A 23498-nucleotide genomic window follows, 5' to 3' on the forward strand; every position below is an offset into this window, starting at 1 on the left:
GAAAAACACCGAGCTTTTGTCGTTTTTAGAGTAAGGGAATTTTATGAAACAACCGCATTCATTATCCATGTTATTTCTCGCAATGAGTGCCACTTTTTTAGTGGGTTGTAACGAGAGTACCAGCAGTGAAGCTGGCGCTGATTACGGTAATAACGGAGATACCTCTTCAGATTTTGACCAAGCCGCATTAATTAGCAATATTGTCGATGGTGTTATTACGCCGACCTTCCAGCAGTTTGCAGCTAAAAGTTTAACTCAAGCCAATGATATCGCCGCATTATGTCAAGCAGAAGCTGGTTTACAACAAGGTAGCATTGACAATGCTGCACTCACTTCAGCAACAGAAACAGCAGCACAAAGCTGGCGCACGACCATGAATCAATGGCAGCGTGTTGAAATGATGCAAATTGGCCCATTATTAAATGATGATGGCGCATTAAGAAACAAGATCTATTCTTGGCCTGTAATGAGTCGCTGTGGGGTTGATTTAGATGTTGTTTCGTTTGAGAACAACGATATTAACGGTACTCCATATGACATCACAACACGTACTCCAGCACGTAAAGGCATGGTGGCATTAGAGTATTTATTATTTAATCCAAGCCTTGAGCATAGCTGCACAGGTAGTGTGACTCCAGAAGGATGGGATAATCGTACCGATGAGTCACGTCGTCTTGCTCGTTGTGAGTTTGCCGCCGAAGTTGCAAAAGATATTAACAACAATGCCAATCAACTTGTTACCGAGTGGTCTGGTGAAAATGGTTATGCTGCAACATTAAAATCAGCGGGAGAGGCTGGAAGTAGTTTTGCTACCGTACATGAAGCGGTTAACAAACTCAGTGATGCATTGTTTTATATCGACAGTGTCACTAAAGATGGCAAGCTTGCCACTCCGCTAGGGTATTTTGCTAATACCTGTGGTACCAGTGTTTGTCCTGAAGATGTTGAATCTCCTCTAGCTGCTCACTCAATTGATAATATCGCCAGTAACTTAATTGCTTTAAAAGCCTTGTATGAAGGCGATCAAGGTATTGGCTTCGATGATTACCTCGTTGATGAAAATGATGCAACAACAGCAGCATTGATTACCCAAAGTATTGATGCGGCCATTGCCAATGCGCAAGCCTATGAGCAAAGCTTAGCGGCAACGTTAACTGATAATGAACAACAAGTCGTTGAAACTCACGCAGATGTCAAAGCAGTTACAGATACGTTGAAATCTGATTTTATTAACACCTTGGCTTTAGAATTACCGCAAACATCAGCAGGAGACAATGACTAATGAATCGTTTATTGATGACTAAAAAATTAGCGTTAGTGTTAGCCATTCAATCTTCTTTGCTAAGTTACAGTGCCATTGCTGCCGAAGATGATGAAACAGCTAAAAGCAATGATAGCTACATGGAGCAAATGCAAATCATCGGTCGTGATCAGAGTTTAAATAAAACGACGGGCTCTGCGACATTGATTGATGAGCTGGCACTTGAACAATTTAAGTTTGATGATATTAACCGCGTGTTATACAGCGTACCTGGCGTGAATATTCGTGAAGAAGACGGTTATGGTTTACGACCAAACATTGGTTTTCGTGGTGCAACCCCTGAACGTAGTAAAAAGATTAATATCATGGAAGATGGGGTACTTATTGGCCCTGCGCCGTACTCTGCTGCATCGGCATATTACTTCCCAATGACGTCTAAGATGACTTCTATTGAAGTGTTTAAAGGCCCCGCAGCCATTAAATATGGCCCTAATACCGTAGCGGGTTCGTTAAACATGGTAACCCGTGCTGTACCGCAAAGCTCTGAAGGCTTAGTTGATGTATCTGTGGGGAGTGATGGGTTAGCAAAAGCGCATGCTTACTATGGTGACACCATTGATAATTTTGGTTTTTTAATTGAAGGCGTGCACATGCAGGCTGATGGTTTTAAAGAGCTTGATGGTGGCGGTGAGACAGGCTTTGAAAAAAATGACCTGATGGCAAAGCTGCGCTATGACCTTGATGGTGAAACAGTAAATCAAGTCTTTGAATTAAAACTTGCCTATGCAAATGAAACCTCAGATGAAACCTACTTAGGCTTAAGTGATGACGATTTTGCGGCTAACCCTAATCGTCGTTATGTGGCTAGCCAACTCGATAATATGGATTGGACTCACACCCAATTTCAATTCAACCACTATGTTACGAATGATCACTTTGAATTAACCACTCGTGTGTATCGAAATGATTTTGAACGTGCATGGTATAAGGTCAATGGATTTAAAGGTGGCCTAGTTAATCGAAGCTTGCAAGAGATCTTAGCCGACCCAGATAAAGATGAGACGAACCAACGCTTTTATCAAATATTAACAGGGCAACAAGACAGTGTCGCTGAATATGAGAAAATGACCTTGGGTAACAATGATAGAACCTACTTTACCCAAGGTATCCAGTCTGATTTAAATTGGAATATGGATTTACTCGGTTATAACAATCATTTTGAAGTTGGTGCACGTTTCCATCAAGATCAAATTGAGCGCGATCACACCACTGATGATTATTTTATGCAAAATGCGCAGTTGGTTTCAGATGGTGTGGCGACTAAAGCGTCTACAACCGATCGCGAAAGCACAGATGCTATTTCGATATATCTACAAGACACCATTAGTATCAATGCACTCGATATTACTGCCGGTGTTCGTGGAGAGTTTATTGATGCTGAATATCAAAATCGTGCACCAGGTGCCGAGCAAGATTATTTGAAAAAAGAAACCAGCATCTGGCTGCCAAGTTTAAGTTTATTCTACGCTTTATCTGATGAAGCCGGTTTATTGTTTGGAGTGCATGAAGGTTTCTTACCAACAAGCCCTAAGCAAGACCCTTCTATTGAAACGGAAAGTAGCGTCAACTATGAGCTAGGTGGTCGCTATAATGATGGAAACTTTAACTTAGAGCTTATTGGCTTTTTCAACGACATTAGTAACCTTAAAGAAGGTTGTCAGTTCTCAAGCTGTGGCAGCGATGATGATACTGAGTTCAATGGTGGCGAAGTTGATGTGATTGGTCTTGAGCTAACCTCGGGTTATGACTTTACGTTAACTGATAACTTAGATTTTCCTGTATCAGTGTCATACACCTATACAGAGTCAGAGTTTAAAACGAGTTTTGAATCGGGTTTTGATATGTGGGGCGACATTGAAGCGGGTGATGAGCTTCCTTATTTACCTGAAAACCAAATATCAGTTAACTTAGGTTTAGTAAGTAACCAATGGGACGTAAATATGATAGTACGTTACATTGGTGAAATGCTTGAAGCATCGGGTGACGGTGTGGTGCTATCAGGCAGTAAAACGGAAGCATTAACTGTGGTAGATATGTCAGCGAGTTATAATTTTAATGAGTATGGCTTAGTCTACGTTAAAGCTGATAATGTATTTGATACACAAGAAATTGTCAGTCGCAGACCTTATGGCGCAAGACCGAGCAAGCCACAACAATTTCAAATTGGTTACCAGTATCGTTTTTAATTAAGATGCGATAACGCATTGCTCACTGTGATGATGTGGATGAGGCTTTATAACCCTCATTGCAGTGAGCAATAAAGGCTGGCAAATAGAGGTTAGCATGCCTGTAGTTGAGTTTTTTTCGAGTAATATTGGTGAATTGTTGTCATATCCTTTAGATGCAAATAAACGTATCTTTGGGCTTTATATAGTGGGAGCGATACTACTAGCGCTACCAGTATATTGGCGCTTGCATACTGATAAATCGTTAAAAAGCTTTGGCAAATTTTTACTACCTGCTGAAATTTACTTATCCTGCTCCGCAAAACACGACTACCTCTTGTTAGTATGCAACAAGCTGTTAAAAGCGGTGTTGTTTGCGCCATTGTTATTTACTATGGTGCCTGTAGCGCTTGGACTCAGTGATATCTTAGAGAAGCTATTTGGCTCAATCCAACCTCTTACCGAAAACCTCACCATCGTGATTGCAGTATTTACTGTATTGTTATTTATTCTTGATGATCTTACTCGGTTTATTTTGCATCTGGTGTTACATAAAGTACCGTTTTTATGGGAGTTTCATAAAGTTCATCACTCAGCATCTGTCATGACGCCATTCACTATTTATCGAAGTCACCCAGTGGAAAGCTACTTGTATGCTTGTCGTATGGCACTCACGCAAGGGATCGCTGTTGGGATCGGTTATTATCTGTTTGGTCCAAATTTGAAAATGTTTGATGTGTTAGGTGCTAATGTGTTTGTATTTTTATTCAATGTATTTGGCTCAAACCTTCGTCATAGCCATATTTGGCTATCATGGGGAGATAAGCTTGAGAATTGGTTTATCAGCCCAGCACAACATCAAGTGCATCACAGTATTGCCAAAGAGCATAGAGACACTAATTTAGGTTCAGCATTAGCAATATGGGATCGGGCTTATGGTAGTTTGATTAAGGCATCAAGCGTAAGTGAGCTAAAAATTGGCGTAACAGGAAATCCTGGGCACGATACGTTAATGGGGATATATCTGAACCCATTTAAGTATTCATTTCGACACTTTAGTAAGTATTTTTCCTTTAAAAACTCGCCCAAGTTAAAATAAATTAATTTTTTCAGCAGCTTATGCTTGTTATAGTCATCGGCTGAGTGTTTTGGTGTTTTTCTAGTACACTCTATGCCACAAAAAGCCCAACTCACCGAGAGAGGGATTTCTTTCACATAATAATAATGAATGGATGTATATGTTTTTGTCACCTTATTATGCCAAGCAAGACCAAAGTGTTTTTATTTCAGCGCAACAAGCCAGTGACTTCGCAAAACTGGTAGCTGAAGATTTTAATCCTATCCACAACGTCGGCGCAAAACGCTTTTGTGTGCCAGGCGATTTGTTGTTTGCCTTGGTATTAACTGAATTTGGCTTAAGTCAAAATATGCAATTTAAATTTGCAGGTATGGTCGGTGATGGTGTTGAACTCACACTAGATAAGCAAGCTGGGGAGCAATTTAGTATTTGCGATACTAAAGGTAAAGAATACCTTCACATTGAACGTCAGGGTGACGTTTGTCAGTGCGATACCCAAACTGCTGCGTTTATTAAAAGCTATGTGGCTTTTTCTGGTCTCAACTTCATCCATGTATTAGTGCCTATGATGAAAGAATACGGCATGATGATAAATCCAAATAGACCATTAGTGATTTATGAAAGCATGTCTTTTCAATTAGACACCTTTGAATTTAGTGAAATGAGCTTAGAGCTGGTAGAGCAGCATATGGAAATCACCGGCAAACGTGGAGATGTGACGTTGCAGTTTGCACTAAAGAGCGAAGGCAAGGTTATTGGTTCGGGTATTAAAACCCTTGTTTTGAGCGGCCTGCGCGAATATGACGAAGAGCAAGCTAAACAAATGTGCCATACCTATGAAAGCAGTAAACTGAATTAAGTCAGCATGATGCAGAAAATAAAAAGCAGCGATCATCGCTGCTTTTTTTGTGTGAGCTCCATAATAATTAACGCAAATATCAATAAAACCAATAAGTCGATTAAACAGTATTATTCCATTCGTGAAACACGATATTCCGTTTTTACACTAATATTTAGCTAGGATAGTTATTATTACTTGTATTGCGCAGCCTTGTCGTTATTGCAATGCAGATTGACCCTTTCAATTTTTGAGGCATCCCAATGAGAAAACTATTATTACTTTCACTCAGTTTTTTTGCTTTTTCAGCAAGTGCAAACATTATCTATGATAAAACTGGCGTAGATGATAAAGATTTTATTTATGACGAACATCAATGCATTGAAATGTCTCAGCAAGTACAGAAAAATGATAGCTCAAGAGGCGTAATCAGTAGCGCTGCTAAAGGTGCTGCAGTGGGCGCTGCAGGTACTGCCATCGCTGGTGGTAGTGGTTCTGACGGCGCTAAAATTGGTGCAGGTATCGGTGTAGCATCAGGTTTACTCGGCGGCTCACGTGATAGACGTGCAAACGAAGCAAATTACGAAGCTGAAAAAGAAACAGTCGTTCGTAACTGTATGGCTAATCGTGGATATACAATACTGAACTAATACAGATGCAATAGTGCTCAGTTAACCTGCATTGAAACCATGTCTAATGACATGGTTTTTTTATGTGCTAATGTCACTGTGAACATGAGTTTTCAGAGACTGATGATGAGATGAGCCTTGAGTGATACAGGTTTAATAGCGCTCAGTTAACCTGAATTGAAACCATGTCTAATGACATGGTTTTTTTATGTGCCAATGTCATTGAAAATATGAGATGCCTGAGACTGGTAACGACATTACTCGTGAGTGATACAGTTGAGATCAGCTTGCTCAAACTGACTGAAAATGGCTTCCCCTTGATGAGTCCAAAAACTAAAATTTTGTCCTTGGTATTTGGCACCTGATGCGGTGCGAGTTAACAAAGCAAAATTGGTCGTTTTAAGGTATTGGCTCTTGGGGGAAACCGTCAGCATCGCTGCTGGTATTGCGGTGTCATTATAAAAATAAGCGGTAATTTTGGTAAGATTGCCATTGGCCGTTTCGCCACATAGATATTGAATTGGCTCAGGTATTTCAAACTCGCCAGCAGCAATTTGTAGCTCTGTGAGTCGAGACTCATAAGAATCTTGCACGCATGACTTTATATTCTCTGCTTTCCAACAATCGTTACGGCCTTTGATCCAACCTCGCTGAAAGGCTTTTAACTGAGATAATTCATCATTACTGGTTTGAGATTTAAGTTTGGTAAACATCTCGTTAATTTCAACATCTAAACTGGCTAAGTGACTATCTTGGCAGATGAGTTCTTCAACTTGGCCTTGAGCTTGTTGGCAATCAAATGATGGCATGACAGGCTCTTCAGCTAGAGTTAACTGAGATGGGAGTAATAATAAAAGGCAAATGATCGAAGCTGAAATCTGAATACGCATAATGATAAACATCCTGTTTTATAAGGTCGTATAAATCAAATCATAGCGTATTCAGTTTAAATATGAAGCGTTTTTAGCCGTTGTTCAACGTTGGCTGAACTATCGAATTAAGCTTTTGTGCTAATAATATGACCGCTATTACCTACTGGCTGTGGTGCTGATTGCTGTGGTAATGCAGCTTCAATTAGCTGTAAAGCCATTTGGCCTTCAACTTTTTGCTGATCTTTTGCCATTACGGCGACTTTTAAACTAGTACCAGAATCAATATTTGTAGGCATTGCTGATGGTGAATTAATAGATAAAGACATAGTTTCTCACTTTATTGACGTTACGGCTTAACATACGACGTTGATACCCTTACTCGGTATCGGTGATATGTCATTATCGGCTTCTCTTTAGCAAACTTTAATTATTTGAGATAAAAGTTCTTCAAACTAAACGGCCTATTAAGCGATTAACTTGTGCGCAATTAAAGTGTGGTAAGATGGGCCAAATTATAGTTAATCATAGTGTTATATTGCCAAAAAACATGGAGCATTTGCCATGAGTAAAGTACCTGCAACCGAAACCCTAGATCCATTAGCACTTGAAAACCAAGTCTGTTTTGCAATGTATAGTGCCACCAATGCGTTAATTCGTGCTTATAGACCGCTACTTGATGAACTTTCACTGACCTACCCGCAATACCTTGTAATGATGGTGCTTTGGAAAGAGTCTGGCATTAGCGTAAAAATTCTAGGCGAAAAGCTACATTTAGATTCAGGCACATTAACCCCGTTATTAAAACGACTTGAAACCAAGGGGTTGGTTATCCGTGATCGTAATAAAGATGATGAGCGAGTTAGAGTGTTGCACCTTACTGGGGACGGCAAAGCTTTGCAGCAGAAGGCCAAAAAAATACCAGAATTAATGCGTTGTAAGGTCGGCGGTGATAGTGAAGAGTTACGTGAACTAAAGCGCTTGAGTGAAAAGGCTTTAACGCATTTACAGGGATAAACTAATTTTACAGCTTGTCATAAAAGTTAAATTAAACTGTCATATACTCAAAAGTTAACATACCCATCAATTTCAACATTGGGTTGAGCACTATTGATGTGAGCACTATTGGTTGAGTCAATCGGTTTGAGTGGAATCGGTTTGAGTACAATCGATTTAAGTTCAATCCTTATATAAATGGAATTGGAAGTCGTTTGATTATGTGGCAAATTTTTACTCGCTTTTTGGCATTAGGCTTTATTAGTTTTGGTGGGCCTGCTGCGCACATTGGTTATTTCAGACAAACCTTTGTGAACGAACTAAACTGGCTTGATGATAAACGTTATGGCAGTTTGGTTGCATTAAGCCAATTCATGCCAGGCCCAGGCTCTAGTCAAGTTGGCTTTGCCATTGGGTATCACCGTGGCGGTTTAATGGGCGCAATTGCTGCGTTTGTTGGTTTTACCTTACCTTCATTTTTCTTGCTGTTCTTATTAGCAGTGACCAGTGCTCACTGGCTTGAAACCACAGCGGTATCGGGCGCTATACATGGATTAAAGTTGCTCGCTGTTGTCGTCGTTGCTGATGCCACATTGGCGATGTTTGGTCAATTTTGTCAACGTAAAACCGCACGGGTATTAATGGTTGCAACCGCAGCAAGTATAATGTTATTTCCATCTTTACTGACCCAAATAGTTGTCTTATTACTTGCAGCAATTATTGGCTTTGTCGTGCTGACAAAAGGTGAAAATATTACCCCAGAAAATACGCCAATAACCTTGAATTATGGCTGGCTTGCGGTATTTATCCTAGGTTTGCTCAGTAGTTTTTATTTGATTAATCAAACCGGCACATTAGGTCAAGTTTTTGCTCAGTTTTATCAAGTGGGTAGTTTAGTTTTTGGTGGCGGTCACGTGGTACTGCCGCTGCTTGAAGCTAATGTTGGTGAGTTGGTAGATTCAGATCGATTCTTAACGGGTTATGCGTTAGCGCAAGCAGTGCCTGGTCCAATGTTTACCCTTGCCACATTTTTAGGGGCTGATTTGTGGCTGGAGCAACCGATTTTAGGGGCGATTGTCGCAACGCTTGCGATTTTTATTCCGGGCTTTTTATTAATGCTGGTGGGATTAAAAAGCTGGCATGCTATCAGTGAACGCCCAGCTATATCAGGTGCGATTGCTGGCGTTAACGCTTCGGTAGTCGGACTGTTACTCGCTGCATTGTATAGTCCCGTGTTTACTTCAGCGGTTATTGAACCGATTGATATGGCACTTGTGTTAATCGGTTTTGCGGTGCTTAAAATTGCCAAGCCTAACATCGTATTATTGGTATTGGGCTTTGCCGCGACAGGTGCTTTAATCAGTCTGGTAAATTAAACCGTTAAGCATACAAAAGGCAGCGATTACGCTGCCTTTTTTGTTTATCTGAAGTGATATCGAGGGTTAAGCTAATGCGGGGTCAGCTTGATTGCTGCTCACTTTCTGGCTGAGAACAGGTTTGGAAACACGCTCCGCTTTTACCGCGCACACCTTGAACTCTGGGATTTTGGCCACAGGGTCAATGGCATTGATGGTGAGTTTATTTGCCGCAGACTCAGCAAAATGGAACGGCAAAAATAACACGCCAGCTTGAGCTCGTTTGGTTACAAAGGCGTTGATTTCAATTTCACCTCGACGAGTTGATAGTTTCAAGGTATCACCATTTTTTACGCCCAATTGCTCTGCATCAAACACCGATATCATGACTCTTGGTGAGCCCAGCTTATCCAAGCCTTGGGTTTTACGGCTCAAAGTGCCCGTATGGAATTGTTCCAACAAGCGACCTGTAGATAACACTAATGGGTATTCATCATCAATTGGCTCCGCAGGACTTCGATGTTCAACCGCAGTAAATAAGCCTTTACCTTTTATTGGTCCATGTTGATGTAATACCGCAGTGCCCGAGTCTTGCTCATTGACACATGGCCATTGAATACCTTTGCTAGGTTTGCCTTGTGCATCATTGTCGAGCCTGTCCCAAGTGATGCCTTGATATTGCGGCGTCACTAGGTTTATCTCATTAGTAATGGCTTGCTCATTAGCATAATCCCAATTAGCCCCCATTTTGTTGGCAATAGCGTGAACTATTTTCCAGTCTTGCTTAGCAAGACCGGGTGGTGGGAGCACGGGTTGCAACCGCTGCACACGGCGCTCTGTATTGGTGAAGTGGCCGAGCTTTTCAGCAAACGATGCAGCTGGTAACACGATATCGGCCATTTTAGCTGTTTCTGTCAAAAAGATATCTTGCACAACAAGAAGCGGTATTTTCTCTAGTGCAGCTAACACGTGAGCTTGATCGGGATCGCTAAGCACTGGGTTTTCACCCATCACGTAAAGCGCATCGACTTTATTTTTAGTGATTGCATGCATCACCTCTGTCGCTGTGAGTCCCACATTTGGCGATAAAGAAGTATCCCAATGCTGCTCAAATTTCGCTTGTACATCTGGATTATCGACCTTTTGATAGCCAGTGTAATATTGCGGCAACGCGCCCATATCGCAAGCACCTTGCACATTACTTTGGCCACGCAGTGGGTTAATACCCGCGCCAGATTGACCTAAGTTACCGCATAGCATTTGCAGATTGGAAATTGCAGTGACATTGTCATGGCCAGAAGTATGTTGCGTAATGCCCATTGCATAGTAAATCGCAGTCTTTTTAGCAGTGCCGATCAACCTTGCCATCTGGGCAATTTTTTCTGCATTAATACCGCAGACTTTAGCGGCATTTTCTAACGAGTATTTAGGTTGCTTTACCGTATGGATAACTGCGTCAAAGCCATCGGTATGCTCGGCAATATAATCTTTATCATGCCAATCATTGCGGATGATTTCGGCCATAATGGCATTGATTAAGGCAACATCGGTTCCAGGCTTTTGCGCCACATAGAGTTCGGCTTCGTCTGCAATAGATACGTGTTTAGGATCGGCGACCATCAAGCGTGCACCGTGATGACGGATCGCTTGTTTGATTTTAGATGCAATGATTGGGTGAGCATTACAAGTATCTGAGCCTAAAATAAAGATCAAATCCGAATCTTTAATTCCTGGGATATCGCTTGTCATCGCGCCACTACCTAAACTTTGCTGCAGCGCTGATACGGTACTGGCATGACATAGGCGGGCGCAGTGATCAATATTGTTGGTACCGAGCACACTACGAACGAACTTTTGCAGCAAATAGTTATCTTCGTTGGTGGCTTTAGCAGAAGCTAAGGTGGCAATCGCATCACCGCCTTTATTAGCTTTTACCTGAGCGAATTTATCTGCAATGGTGTCTATGGCTTCATCCCAGCTGCAAGGAATTAGTTCGCCATTTTTACGAATAAGCGGCGTGGTAAGACGTTGCTCACTTTGAATAAAGTCATAACCAAAACGACCTTTAACGCACAACATACCTTCGTTTACGTCTGAATCATTGCTGCCTTCTACATGGCATATTCTACCTGTGGATGGTGATACGCTGACGTTAATTCGACAGCCCACACCGCAGTAAGTACATATGGTTGATGTGGTGTTAAGTTGTTCCTGACTGCCTTGACGCTTATCACGTGCATCAACCAATGCTCCAGTTGGGCAAACTTGCACGCAGTTACCACATTGAACGCAATCACTGTCTGCCATCGTTGCTTTAAAGCCCACTCGAGGGGCTTGACGAGTGCGTTCTGTTTCAGCGATGACATCAGTGGGCAGCGCTTGAAAGCTGTCTTTTTCAAATCGAATGGCATGATGGCCACTTTGCCGACCACACACATCGACGCATTTGCCGCAGCTGATGCAGCGGTTGGCATCAAACTGAATAAACGGGCTGGTCTTATCGACGGCAAACTGCTGCATTTGTGTGGTATCGAGTGCTTTAGCATCCACATGATATTCAGTGGCGTAGTCTCGCAGTTTACAATCAGTGTTAGCCTGACAAGCACACTCTAAACAGCGAGCCGCTTCTTTCATCGCCTCACTATGTTCAAAACCTTGTTCCACTTCATTAAAGTTAAGTTGGCGTTCAATGGCTGTGAGTTCAGCCATTTTATAACGAGCCTCAGGCTTGGTACTCGGGTAAAGGTCTGCACCAAGTCCTGTACTTAGTGACGCTGTTTTTGGGGCTTTAGTGGCATTAAATTGTTGTGGCGTTAGCTCACAGCTCAAACCTTGATTGAGCAGTTTATCAATGGCAACAGCTGCTTTGCGGCCATCACCAATCGCAGCAACAGCGGTGGCAGGACCTGTGCGTGAATCACCAATCACAAACAATTTATCAACCCCTGCAGACATGGTGTGCTCGCAGCCTATAAAGGTATTCCAGCGACTTAAGGCAATTTCACCACTGGTTAAGTAACTGTCAGGGTGTTCTAAAAAGCTCATATCTGGGGTTTGTGATACGGCAGCAATGACAGTATCAAAGGCTTCAATAAAGGTTTCGCCAGTTGCTTTAGGTGAACGCCTGCCAGATGAGTCTGGTTCACCTAATGCCATTTTAGCTAAATTAATTGCTGTGACATGACCATTTTCATCGCTGATGTTTTCAACGGGGTTAGTCAGAAAGTGAAACTTAACGCCTTCAACTTCCGCCTCGTGGATTTCATAAGGCTCAGCTGGCATGGCATCACGAGTACGACGATAGATAATAGTGACATCATGGCCAGCGCGTACTGCGGTGCGAGCACAGTCAATGGTCGTGTTACCACCACCAATGACAGCGACTTTTTTACCAATGACAAAACGCTTATCGGTGCAATAATCACGTAGGTAATCAACGCCTAAGTAACAGCCTGTTAAGTCGCTACCGGGATAATTCATTGGCACGGCTTTTTGTGCGCCAATGGCTAAACAAACTGCATCATAATCATCAGTTAATTGCTTTAAATGAACATCTTCACCCAGTCGGGTATTGGTTGAAATCGTTAACCCATTAGCGGTTAATAAGGCGATTTCTTTATCAAGGATTGCTTTAGGTAAGCGGTATTCAGGAATGCCGTAACGCAGCCAACCGCCAGCTTGCGGCATTGATTCGATAATGCGGACTTCATGGCCTTGATTTGCTAAAAAATAGCCTGCGCTTAATCCAGCAGGACCACTGCCAATGATGGCGACTTTCTTACCGGTATCTGGTTGACGTTCAATTTGATAACTGTGCTCATCAGCTAAATCTAAATCTGCCGCGTGGCGCTTTAATTGGCGAATCGCTACGGGCTCATCAACTAAGCTACGGCGGCACTCAGCCTCACAAAATGCTGGGCAAACTCGGCCGATAGATAATGGTAACGGTAAGGTTTGTTTAATTATTTTTACCGCTTCAGTGTGATTACCTTGGGCGATATGAAATAAGTAACTTTGAATATCCACACCTGCAGGGCAAGCTTGCTGGCAGGGCGCTTCACAGTCAGCAAAATGATCAGACAAAATATGGGTTAATGCATCACGGCGAAGTTCACTTAATTCTGCGCTCTGGGTGGTGACGTGCATATTGTCGGTAACTTGGGTCTTACAAGCCTTAGCTTTGCGGCAACTACCGTCATTATTATTGATATCGACTACACACAAATTGCAGTCTTGTTTGTGCGCTGACTGTGGCGAGGTTGAGTCACACAAACTCGGAATAAGGATGCCTGCTTCCTGTGCAGCTTGGAGAAGATTCCTTCCACTATGAACCGACAATGATTTGCCGTCTATGTTGAGTGTAATCATCTTGTAGGCCTTGTTTGATTCTTTGTTGGCTTTACATGCCTTTTATTAGTTCTACAAAATATACCGATTTTTATTAGATCTACATTAACTGAGGAATATGGGGCTAGGTTTTGTTGTGTTGCTCACATCATGCTGTATTTATGTGCGCTTGCTAATATTTAAACTGAAAGGCTTGCTTGTGCTTCGCAAAAAAAGGGTTTGTTTGATCTTGATCTAAGGTGGGATCAAGGTGGCTTAATGGTGCCTGACGCTAACTAACCAATAAATCAGCCTTTTAATGGAAAGTAGTTACTATTCAGATGAATGTGCATGTGTATGCTGCTAATTAAGCTTTATTTGATCTAGCTCACGAGTTGTTTACTAAAAAGTTACACATGTATCAGAATGAATGCTTTTTTGTAACTATAATTATGCCATAACAAGAATCGAGAGAGAGTTACAACATGATGTCAAACTTGTCCCTGCGTAATAAATTATTAGGTTTAGCATTAATTCCCCTTAGTTTCATTTTAGCAGTGATGCTGAGCATTTATTATTTTACTGAGAAGAGCGCACTAGAAGAAGACATTCAACATTTTCGCTCTGAATTGATAGCAGAACGCAACAATCAAATGAAAGAGCAGTTAGAAATTGCCACAGCAGTTTATGAATATCAGCGTAGCCTAGGTGATAACGGAAACTTTAAAACGGCACTTCGTGCACTGAGATTTGGCAGTGCTGGCTACTTCTACATTTATGACGATAGCGGTTTGAGTATTTTTCATGGCGTTAACGATTCGTTGGAAGGGCAAAATAAAATTGATATGGCAGACCCTAATGGCACCAAAATTGTTGTGGGGTTATTAGATGCGGCTAAATCAGGTAAGGGCAGTTTTACTTACTTTTATCGCAAACCAGGAAGTAACGAGTTAGTTGAAAAGCTCGGTTATGCTGTGATGATCCCTAACTCCAACTGGATGCTGGGTACTGGTGCATACATTGATGATATTGAAGCATCCATCACTGAATATCGTCAGTACACACAAGAGAAGATGAATGAACAAGTAGGGATGTTTCTACTTCTTGCCATCATATTAGCGTTAGTCACAGGCATGATTGTCGTATTCGCCTCACACAAAATGGTATCACCAATCCAGAACATGGCAGAGTCTTTAAACGACATTGCAAAAGGTGAAGGTGATTTAACAAAGCGGTTAACAGTGAGCGGTAAAGATGAGATTGCACAACTTGGTCTTGCTTTTAACCTGTTTGTTGAAAAACTGCAGGCGATCATTACCGAGGTTTCAGGCGCAACTGATGAGGTTAAAGGCGCAGCAAAAACCATAAACGATCAAACGGTAACCATTTCAAATCAGCTATATAGCCACAACAGCGAAGTCGATCAAATCGTTACCGCGATTACTGAAATGTCGGCGACCGCTAATGATGTTGCGCAAAATACCAATAGTGTGGCCGAAGCAACCGATGATGCTTCAGACTATGTGTTAAAGGCTCAAGAGTGTGTGGATATTTCATTAAATGAAGTGTCGCAATTAATGAATCAAATCGACAGCGCTGCTGATAATATTTCTTCACTTAGTGAGCAGTCTAAAAAGATTAATTCAGTGTTATCTGTGATTGGCGGTATTGCGGAGCAAACCAACTTATTGGCATTGAACGCGGCTATTGAAGCAGCAAGGGCAGGAGAGCAAGGTCGTGGTTTTGCAGTGGTTGCTGATGAGGTACGTAGCTTGGCAAGTCGTACTCAGGCTAGCACTGTCGAGATTAATGAAATGCTATCTGAACTACATAAGTTAGTGGGGCAAGCCGTTGATGCAATGGAGCAAAGCCAAAAAAGTGGTGTGCGCTCAGTGGACTCATCCAAAGCGATTTCAGAAAGTTTAGGTGCGGTGACATCGTCTGTGACTAGCATTAATGACATGAGTACCCAGATTGCGACAGCTGCGACAGAGCAAAGCTCAGTAACGGAAGAAATTAATCGCAATATCACCTCGGTGCAAGAAATCGTTAATGAGCTGCTGTCATCTAGCCAGCAAGCGGCTGAGGTCAGTACTTCTGTTGCAAGCTCTGGCGATTACTTATCGACATTGGTGAGTCAATTTAAGGTGTAAATCCATTATTGAATTATAAAGCTCAACAGTGAGTTAATTTCATTGTATTTACTGAGATAAAAGAGCCATTGCAACGTTTGTTGCTTGGCTCTTTTTTATGTCTAATTAATTCATAAATGGTCAGTTAATGTGTTCATCAAACTTATTCAACTTACTTGATTGTAATCATGGCCAACTAAAGTGACAAAAAGTCATTAAAACGACCTAGGTTTAGCGCTAGCGATAGGTTAGAATACTCGGTTTGCAGCAATCTAAATTTCCATAAAGTAGAAATCATCATGTTTGAAGTAAATCCAGTTAAATTCAAGATCAAGGAACTCGCTGACCGCACCGAACTTCTTCGGGGGTATCTTTGACTACGCTGCTAAGCAAGAGCGTTTAGAAGAAGTCACCCGAGAGTTAGAAAGTGCCGAAGTATGGAACGATCCTGATAACGCCCAAGCATTGGGTAAAGAGCGTTCATCTTTAGAGGCAGTGGTCAAAACCATTGATGATATGGACAGTGGCCTTGAAGATATTGAAGGACTGGTTGAGCTTGCCGTTGAAGAAGAGGACGAAGAAACCTTTAACGATGCGAGTTCTGAGCTAGAAGATCTTGAGAAACGTCTAGAGGAACTTGAGTTCCGTCGTATGTTCTCAGGACCACATGATGCATCAGATTGCTATTTAGATATTCAATCAGGTTCAGGCGGTACCGAAGCCCAAGATTGGGCAAACATGGTGTTGCGTATGTACCTGCGTTGGGGTGAAGCTCACGATTACAAACCAGAATTAATGGAAGTAACCGACGGTGATGTTGCTGGTATTAAAGGCGCAACCATCAAGTTTACTGGCGAATACGCTTTTGGTTCACTGCGTACAGAAACTGGTGTTCATCGTTTAGTGCGTAAGTCACCGTTTGATTCGTCTGGTAAGCGTCATACTTCTTTCTGCTCGGTATTCGTTTACCCAGAAATTGATGATTCGATTGAGATTGATATCAATCCAGCAGATTTACGTGTCGATACCTACCGCGCATCTGGTGCGGGTGGACAGCACGTTAACAAAACAGAATCTGCAATTCGTATTACCCACTTACCGACCAACACGGTCGTGCAGTGTCAAAATGACCGTTCGCAACATAAGAACCGCGACGCTGCAATGAAACAGTTAAAAGCAAAACTGTATGAGTTAGAAATGCTCAAACAAAATGCTGATAAGCAAGCCGCGGAAGACGCCAAATCCGATATTGGTTGGGGCAGTCAAATCCGTTCGTACGTGCTTGATGACGCCCGTATTAAAGATTTACGTACTGGTGTTGAAAACCGAAATACCCAAAGCGTCTTAGATGGCGACTTGGACAAGTTTATTGAAGCTAGCCTGAAATCTGGCCTTTAACGAGAGAAGAAGATGACTGAACAAACCCAAGACGAAAACAAGTTAATTGCAGAACGTCGCGCGAAACTAGATCACATCCGCGAAAACTGCCCTGCTAATGGTCACCCGAACAACTTCGATCGAAAACACAAGGCTGCTGATATTCAAAAAGAATACGGCCACTACACTAAGCCTGAGCTAGAAGAAATGGGCGTTCAACGTTCTATTGCGGGTCGTGTTATGGCTAAACGTGGTCCATTCTTGGTTATTCAAGATGTATCTGGCCGCATTCAAGCTTATGCAGGTAAAGATGTTCAAAAAGATTTAAAAGCGACTTACCAAGGTTTAGACATTGGTGACATCGTCGGCGTAACCGGTCAACTTCACCTTTCAGGTAAAGGCGATTTATACGTGAACATGGAAGAGTACCAATTGCTAACAAAAGCATTGCGTCCACTACCAGAAAAATTCCACGGTCTATCAGATCAAGAAACGCGCTACCGTCAGCGCTACGTTGATCTAATCGTTAACGAAGACTCACGTGAAGCCTTCATCATGCGCTCTAAAGTCGTTACTGCTATTCGTAACTTCATGGTGAAAAAAGAGTTCATGGAAGTTGAAACCCCAATGATGCACAGCATCCCAGGTGGCGCTTCAGCTCGTCCATTTATTACACATCACAATGCGTTAGACATAGAAATGTACTTACGTATTGCGCCAGAACTTTACCTAAAACGTCTTGTTGTTGGTGGTTTTGAACGTGTGTTTGAAGTTAACCGTAACTTCCGTAACGAAGGTTTATCGCCACGTCATAACCCAGAATTCACTATGATGGAATTCTATATGGCGTATGCTGATTACAACGACCTAATGGACTTAACAGAAGAAATGCTAAGTTCAATCGCAACTGAACTTTGTGGTTCACCACAACTGCCATATGGCGAGCACACCGTTGATTTTGGTGGCCCATACGCACGTATGAGCATGTTGGATGCGATTAAGAAGTACAACCCAGACAACGAAACGATTCAGTCTATGACTTATGAAGAAGTGAAAGACGTTGAGTTTATGCGTAACCTTGCGAAAAGCATTGGCATGACAATCGAGAAATTCTGGACTTGTGGTCAACTTCTTGAAGAAATCTTCGGTGAAACGGCAGAGCCACAGTTAATGCAACCTACGTTCATTACGGGTTACCCAGCTGACATCTCACCACTTGCACGTCGCAATGACGAAAACCACTTCATCACCGACCGTTTCGAGTTCTTCATCGGCGGCCGTGAAGTCGCGAATGGTTTCTCTGAGCTTAACGATGCAGAAGATCAAGACAACCGCTTTAAAGCACAAGTTGATGCTAAAGATGCTGGTGATGACGAAGCAATGTTCTACGATGCTGATTACATCACAGCACTAGAGCACGGCTTACCACCAACTGCAGGTCAAGGTATTGGTATCGATCGTTTAGTGATGTTGTTTACTAACACTCACACTATCCGTGACGTGATTTTATTCCCAGCAATGCGCCCACAAGGGTAATTGTTGGATTAAGCCGTTGGCTTAATAATCACCATTAAAAAACCAGCCTACTTGGAAAAGTGGCTGGTTTTTTGTGGGTGGTGCTTTACAAAGTCATTCCTATTAAAACCCGAAATCACTCATTTGGATAAACTCTTTATCAACTCCAATAACTTTTATTTTTTCAAGGGTGAGTGTATTTTTGTTGACTCTACCTTTTGCAATATACCTAATTTCAGTAAGATTTATTGGTGATAGATACCCAGAATGAATTTCAATTTGGTTCAAACCTAAAGGCTTCAGTGAACATTGTGAGTTAATGGTTTTGAACCTATTCGTAAGTTTCTCACGAATAATATAGCCAGCTGTTTGGCAAATACTGGTGTAATCCATATCACCAATTTTTTCTATCATACTTGATCTTCTTGTTGAAGATGTAGATTTCTCAGCAGTTTTACTGTGGTCTTTTTGTAATTGATTAATATTTTTTTGTATAACAGGATTTTTAGGGTCTATTTCTCTTAGTGCTAGGTGCAATTGAATTTTTCTAGAAACTGATAATGTTTCAGAGGAATCTAGCTCATTTAGAATTTGGATTGCAGATTGGACTTTTTGTTCTGATAAGTCTTCACTTAACGAGTCAAAAATTGCAGCAGTTGAAATTTTATCAATTGAATTAACTTTCTTCTCGGGAACTGTTTGGGGAGAAATTATCAATAGCGATATTAAAATAATTGAAAAAGCTCCAACAGCTTTGAGTAGATGCATAACAAATTCCTTTTATATACAAAGTTCTTAATTCAGTTGGTGATTATTAATCTTGACTATAGAGGTTCATCGTTTGTAATTTAATATAAGTATCTGTTTATTTTACTAAAACCTTTTTAGTATACTAGTCTATATGATTATTTTAATATTATTTTTTTGATAACCATTCATAAGTCAAACTTGTGGTTGTCCACCCATCCCGGCAAGAAGGAGATAAGCAAAGCCACAACAATCACCCTCTTGGCTATTACACTTCTTGCCCGTGTCGCTCCCGCGAAGTGTTGCTCCGCATGCTACAGAGCGAATTTGCTATCGCCTCAGATTCGCCATCCATGGTTCAACTGAGGCTATGTCGGCGTCCTGCCTCCATCACGCAAATTAGCTCAACGCATTCGGACACTTCCAACGGGGGATATTGAGCCCGCAGGTTCATTTGTTGGTTCTTGGGTAACTAGAAACAGCGGTGTTTTAAAGCTATTTTGCTCTTCAATGCATTTGGTAAATCCTGCATTTAAGATTCCAGCTAGCTTTCGAGGTGTGAAGGAACGGCCATCAAAAGTTTCAATAAAAGCTAATTAATCATTTAACTTTTTCCATTTGTAACCTAAAAGCTTCCGGATCTCTATGTAGGGCTTCAAAATAGGCTAGGAATGCTTTGTATTTTACTGAATTCATTAACCAATATGCAGTTACAGGTAAAGTAACAAAGCTAAGAAAAAACCATTTAAATTCATGAACAAAAAATAATAAGCCAAAGAAAAAAAACGACAAGGTAATATATATAATTGCCTTATTAGCCTTAACTGCTGCCGAATGCCCTCGTGTAATCATTATATTAGTAAAGGTGATACTAAGGCTTAAAATGACCTCAATGGGTATAAGGAACCCCCAAAATATTTGGGGAGACAAGTCTCCAAATTGATCTTCAAATGAAAAAACTAATATAACAGCCGCAATACCAGCTCCAATCATCAATAGCATGATTACTGCAATTCCGACTACAAAAATCCATAGAGAAAAATCATATTCTTCAAAAAAGTTACCGTTCATCAGGAGCCAATTCCTCATATATACCAACAGCTAAGTTCTTTATAGTTCCATTCAGTGAGCTACCAGTTACACTTAAGCTTGCTCCAATAGCATCTTTAAGGTTAAGCGAAACGGCATTAACTAAAGCTTGGCTACTATACCGTTTAGTTAGCTTGCCTGAATTGGTCAAAGTTTTCATTACTTGCGCACTAATTCCTGGTTGGTTTATGCGTTGTATTTCCATTGTTAATCGCTTTCTGTCTGCTCTACTTAATCCCTTTAAAATTTCTGTTAAAGACTTAGACGTTGTAAGTTTAAGGGTTTTGACCATTTTTATCGTAGTCGCACCAGCAGCTGCTGCTCCACCTAGTGAAATAACATCCAAAGCGGTATTTGCTGAGTTATACCACTGCTGGTTATCTAACCAATTTAAGTTGTCTGGTGAGTGGATTTCAATTGCAGATCTAGCCACCCCATTTAAACATTGGAGCCCTGAAGCTGTGGCCGCAGCATAACCTAAATAAGTAATGGCTGAACTTGCGCCTCCTGTAATTGGAATAGCTGCTGTAGAACCAAAAATTACAACCCAACTTAATACGGCAGCTCCACAACTTAATCCTGTATTTATTAATTCATTGGTAAGTTGACTTTCTCTATGCGAAGTTTTTAGTTGACTGGCGTAGTGAGTGGCTGAAATGCCTTTTGGTGGTTCACGCAGGATTAACCTGATTGGGTATTTACGACATATAGGAACAAAAGGTCGTAACGTAACAGCTGTAAACTCATTATCAATAAATACTACTCCAGCTCCTGTAGTATTGGGATCTGCATCAAGCGCTTTGAATATTTTTTTTGTATTGAGGGAAAATTCTAGACGGGTTTTAAGGTTTTGTTCTTTTTGCTCATGTAAAGGAGAGCGAAATAAAGTATTAGCCATGATCATTCCTTTGATTGTAATTTAACCATCCCTTGGTTATTGATTAATAATATACGCTTGTATTGCAAAGATGTGTAGTGGCTAAAACGACTTTTTTAATGTGAAATTAATTGGTAACGCATTAAAAATGAAAGGACAATATATAAAAAGGATCTAAGAATTTTTAGCTTTGCTGTTATATGAAAATTGTTTTTAATCGGAAGAGGCAAAGTTTTATATTTTGAAGTGAAGGGACTTCACCTGTCCAAGAATTAGTAGTCTATACCCTTAAGCGGGTTATACAAGGAGGCTTATATAGTATACCCTGTTGAAAATACGTTTTTAGTATTTTGTAAGAATAGGAGTAGCTCATCGTAAAAAGAGATAAGAAGTCGCATTTCACTTTTTACTATTTTGATCTATGTAAAGAACCAAAATCTTATTTAAAGTGAGGTTAAGCTTAACCATCCCCATCAACTTGATAAACATTCGTCGTGTAATACGTACTGCTATATTCGATATTTAACGAAAAATACAAACTTTGCTTTAGATGGCGCTTAATTGCCTGTTCAAGCTCTGCGCTTAACTCCAAGGTAAATTGCTCATCTCGGTGAGGTTTAGTGAGCAAGGATATGGTAATAAGAATATGGGTATGTTTATATTCAGAACAAGGATAAGCTCTTGATTTACAAACGCCAGCACTGGCGTCTTTTTGATTAATGATCACTTCTACATCATCAAAGATATCTTGTGTGTTGAAAGTGAGGTTATCTGAATATTTGATTTCTACATGAGGCATTTACCAACTCCTTAGAGACACTGACAAAAATGGAGTTAAACAACCACTTTAGAATAGGTTTCTCGCTCAATATCCACAACTTCAACTGACAAAGAGCAATCCGCTTTAATCAAGGTTTGTAATTGGTTTAACACCCGCTGAGTTAACATGGTTTTTTGCTTGTCATTTCTGCCCGATAAAATCCTCATCGTTACATGGACAAAACTGATATCAACATTACCCGTTTTAAACTCTGAGTAGGGTATTGCTCTGACTTTTATGTCACTGCCTTGTGCTTGAAATAACTCAGATGTCAGTGCACCTTGATGTACCAAATCGACCAAAGCTTGGCCGTTAAAATTAGCTGAATATTCGACGATACAATGGGGCATTTATCCCTCCTGTGTTGAGTTGGTTTTACTGTCTTCGTTAGCCAGCAGCTTACGCCAGAGTCGACCGTCAATGGCCGATAGCCCTACTGCAATTAATGCCATTCCAATAAAGTGAACTGGCGCTAAGGTTTCGTTTAAAAACACTGACCCGAGTAAAATAGCTGATACTGGCACTAACAAGGTTACCAATAACACATTAGTGGCGCCTGCTGTGGCTAAAATTTTAAAATACAAGATGTAAGCGATAGCGGTACACAGTATTGCTAAGGCACTCATTGCAGCCCACGTACTAAAGGCGACAGTATTGATATCCAAAGGGCCTTCAACGAATAAAGTGATAGGAATTAACACTAATGTTGATGCAGTCACTTGACCTGCAGCGGTAATAATAGGATTGATTTTTAACGCGTTAAAACGGCGGCCATAAACGCCTGCAAATGCATAAGACAGTGCCGCGGCGATAATGGCTAATTGAGCAAGTAAACTGACTTCGCCGCTAAAAGCGGGTAGGCCTATCATTATTACCACACCAATAAAGCCCACTGTGACACCTGTAAGTTTGAGCGATGTGACCCGTTCATCTGGCAGTAATGCTCCTGCAACGATTACAGCAAATATGGGAGTGGCAGCATTTAAGATTGATGCAAGTCCCGAGGCTATTTGAGTTTGTCCCCACACGATAAGGGCAAAAGGGATAACGTTATTGAGCAGTCCCATTCCTAAAAACGCTAACCAAACCTTGAGATCTTTAGGCGGCTTTAAGCCAATGGATAAGGCAAAAATCCATAGCGTGATTGCCGCTATTGCAACTCGAAGAGTCACAATTGTTAGAGGAGGTAAATCGCTGACAACAACCCCGATTAAGAAGAATGAACCGCCCCAAAGGATTGATAGTAACAATAGCATTGCCCAGCCTTTAGCTGACATTGAGGTATTAATCGTCGTATTCATAGGCGTAGACTCAACAAGGTGTAATTTACGAAAGTTAACTATGTCATTGTTAAGCTACATAAG

General features: G+C 41.2%; 19 protein-coding genes. 10 read left to right on the forward strand and 9 right to left on the reverse strand.

Annotated elements, in window-relative coordinates:
- The first annotated feature begins 43 nt into the window (after nt 1-43).
- The 5 genes from J8L86_RS06735 (at nt 44) to J8L86_RS06755 (ending at nt 6052) form a co-directional block, all read left to right on the forward strand.
- Nucleotides 44-1282 (forward strand): imelysin family protein, encoded by a 1239-nt coding sequence (locus J8L86_RS06735; RefSeq protein WP_065109463.1) that lies wholly within the window; start codon nt 44-46, stop codon nt 1280-1282.
- Nucleotides 1282-3507, forward strand: a complete 2226-nt coding sequence (locus tag J8L86_RS06740; protein ID WP_247663248.1) for a TonB-dependent receptor — start codon at nt 1282-1284, stop codon at nt 3505-3507. Before J8L86_RS06735 ends, J8L86_RS06740 begins: the two co-directional genes overlap by 1 nt.
- Before the next feature lie 97 nt (nt 3508-3604).
- Nucleotides 3605-4585, forward strand: a complete 981-nt coding sequence (locus tag J8L86_RS06745; protein WP_211029446.1) for a sterol desaturase family protein — start codon at nt 3605-3607, stop codon at nt 4583-4585.
- 139 nt (nt 4586-4724) lie between these two features.
- Complete coding sequence (locus J8L86_RS06750) at nt 4725-5423, forward strand: DUF3581 domain-containing protein (protein ID WP_055024916.1); 699 nt, start codon at nt 4725-4727, stop codon at nt 5421-5423.
- Between the two features lie 242 nt (nt 5424-5665).
- On the forward strand, nt 5666-6052 hold the full coding sequence (locus J8L86_RS06755) for a glycine zipper family protein (RefSeq protein WP_055024915.1): 387 nt from the start codon (nt 5666-5668) through the stop codon (nt 6050-6052).
- Nucleotides 6053-6288: 236 nt separating this feature from the next.
- Here J8L86_RS06755 and J8L86_RS06760 read toward each other — a convergent pair whose 3' ends face one another.
- Both J8L86_RS06760 and J8L86_RS06765 read right to left on the reverse strand, forming a co-directional pair.
- Complete coding sequence (locus tag J8L86_RS06760; protein WP_197495535.1) at nt 6289-6921, reverse strand: MliC family protein; 633 nt, start codon at nt 6919-6921, stop codon at nt 6289-6291.
- A gap of 107 nt (nt 6922-7028) precedes the next feature.
- A complete protein-coding gene (locus J8L86_RS06765; RefSeq protein WP_055024913.1) occupies nt 7029-7229 on the reverse strand; it encodes a hypothetical protein in 201 nt (66 codons plus the stop codon).
- A 235-nt stretch (nt 7230-7464) separates the two neighbouring features.
- Here J8L86_RS06765 and J8L86_RS06770 point away from each other — a divergent pair, with 235 nt between their 5' ends.
- Together J8L86_RS06770 and chrA are read left to right on the forward strand one after the other, a co-directional pair.
- Nucleotides 7465-7917, forward strand: coding sequence for a MarR family transcriptional regulator (locus tag J8L86_RS06770; protein WP_055024912.1), 453 nt, complete (start codon nt 7465-7467; stop codon nt 7915-7917).
- Nucleotides 7918-8117: 200 nt separating this feature from the next.
- Nucleotides 8118-9272: a chromate efflux transporter gene (gene chrA, locus J8L86_RS06775; protein ID WP_211029448.1), complete on the forward strand. Its 1155-nt coding sequence runs from the start codon at nt 8118-8120 to the stop codon at nt 9270-9272.
- 66 nt (nt 9273-9338) lie between these two features.
- Here chrA and fdhF read toward each other — a convergent pair whose 3' ends face one another.
- A complete protein-coding gene (gene fdhF, locus J8L86_RS06780; RefSeq protein WP_211029450.1) occupies nt 9339-13619 on the reverse strand; it encodes a formate dehydrogenase subunit alpha in 4281 nt (1426 codons plus the stop codon).
- Between the two features lie 446 nt (nt 13620-14065).
- Here fdhF and J8L86_RS06785 point away from each other — a divergent pair, with 446 nt between their 5' ends.
- The 3 genes from J8L86_RS06785 (at nt 14066) to lysS (ending at nt 18622) form a co-directional block, all read left to right on the forward strand.
- Nucleotides 14066-15730 carry a methyl-accepting chemotaxis protein gene (locus J8L86_RS06785; RefSeq protein WP_211029615.1) on the forward strand — a complete coding sequence of 555 codons (1665 nt, stop codon included), beginning with the start codon at nt 14066-14068 and terminating at the stop codon, nt 15728-15730.
- Nucleotides 15731-16008: 278 nt separating this feature from the next.
- Nucleotides 16009-17107 (forward strand): peptide chain release factor 2 gene (gene prfB, locus J8L86_RS06790; protein WP_197495536.1). Its coding sequence is split into 2 segments (ribosomal slippage): nt 16009-16083 and nt 16085-17107, totalling 1098 coding nucleotides; the frame shifts between segments, so codons are not numbered across the junction.
- Between the two features lie 12 nt (nt 17108-17119).
- Nucleotides 17120-18622 carry a lysine--tRNA ligase gene (gene lysS / locus J8L86_RS06795; RefSeq protein WP_065109468.1) on the forward strand — a complete coding sequence of 501 codons (1503 nt, stop codon included), beginning with the start codon at nt 17120-17122 and terminating at the stop codon, nt 18620-18622.
- A 102-nt stretch (nt 18623-18724) separates the two neighbouring features.
- Here lysS and J8L86_RS06800 read toward each other — a convergent pair whose 3' ends face one another.
- The 6 genes from J8L86_RS06800 to J8L86_RS06825 all read right to left on the reverse strand — a co-directional run bounded on the left by J8L86_RS06800 (nt 18725) and on the right by J8L86_RS06825 (nt 23435).
- Nucleotides 18725-19369: a hypothetical protein gene (locus tag J8L86_RS06800; protein WP_211029452.1), complete on the reverse strand. Its 645-nt coding sequence runs from the start codon at nt 19367-19369 to the stop codon at nt 18725-18727.
- Between the two features lie 579 nt (nt 19370-19948).
- A complete protein-coding gene (locus J8L86_RS06805) occupies nt 19949-20419 on the reverse strand; it encodes a hypothetical protein (protein ID WP_211029454.1) in 471 nt (156 codons plus the stop codon).
- Complete coding sequence (locus J8L86_RS06810; protein WP_211029634.1) at nt 20409-21335, reverse strand: hypothetical protein; 927 nt, start codon at nt 21333-21335, stop codon at nt 20409-20411. Before J8L86_RS06810 ends, J8L86_RS06805 begins: the two co-directional genes overlap by 11 nt.
- Before the next feature lie 439 nt (nt 21336-21774).
- The gene (locus J8L86_RS06815; RefSeq protein WP_211029456.1) at nt 21775-22113 is read right to left on the reverse strand and encodes a hypothetical protein; all 339 of its coding nucleotides are present in this window, start codon (nt 22111-22113) and stop codon (nt 21775-21777) included.
- A 35-nt stretch (nt 22114-22148) separates the two neighbouring features.
- Nucleotides 22149-22484: a 5-carboxymethyl-2-hydroxymuconate Delta-isomerase gene (locus tag J8L86_RS06820; RefSeq protein ID WP_211029458.1), complete on the reverse strand. Its 336-nt coding sequence runs from the start codon at nt 22482-22484 to the stop codon at nt 22149-22151.
- Nucleotides 22485-23435: a DMT family transporter gene (locus J8L86_RS06825; RefSeq protein WP_211029460.1), complete on the reverse strand. Its 951-nt coding sequence runs from the start codon at nt 23433-23435 to the stop codon at nt 22485-22487. It lies immediately after the preceding gene.
- Nucleotides 23436-23498: the final 63 nt, after the last annotated feature.

This window comes from Shewanella sp. MMG014 (assembly GCF_018100775.1).
In the GTDB taxonomy this organism is placed as follows: domain Bacteria; phylum Pseudomonadota; class Gammaproteobacteria; order Enterobacterales; family Shewanellaceae; genus Shewanella; species Shewanella japonica.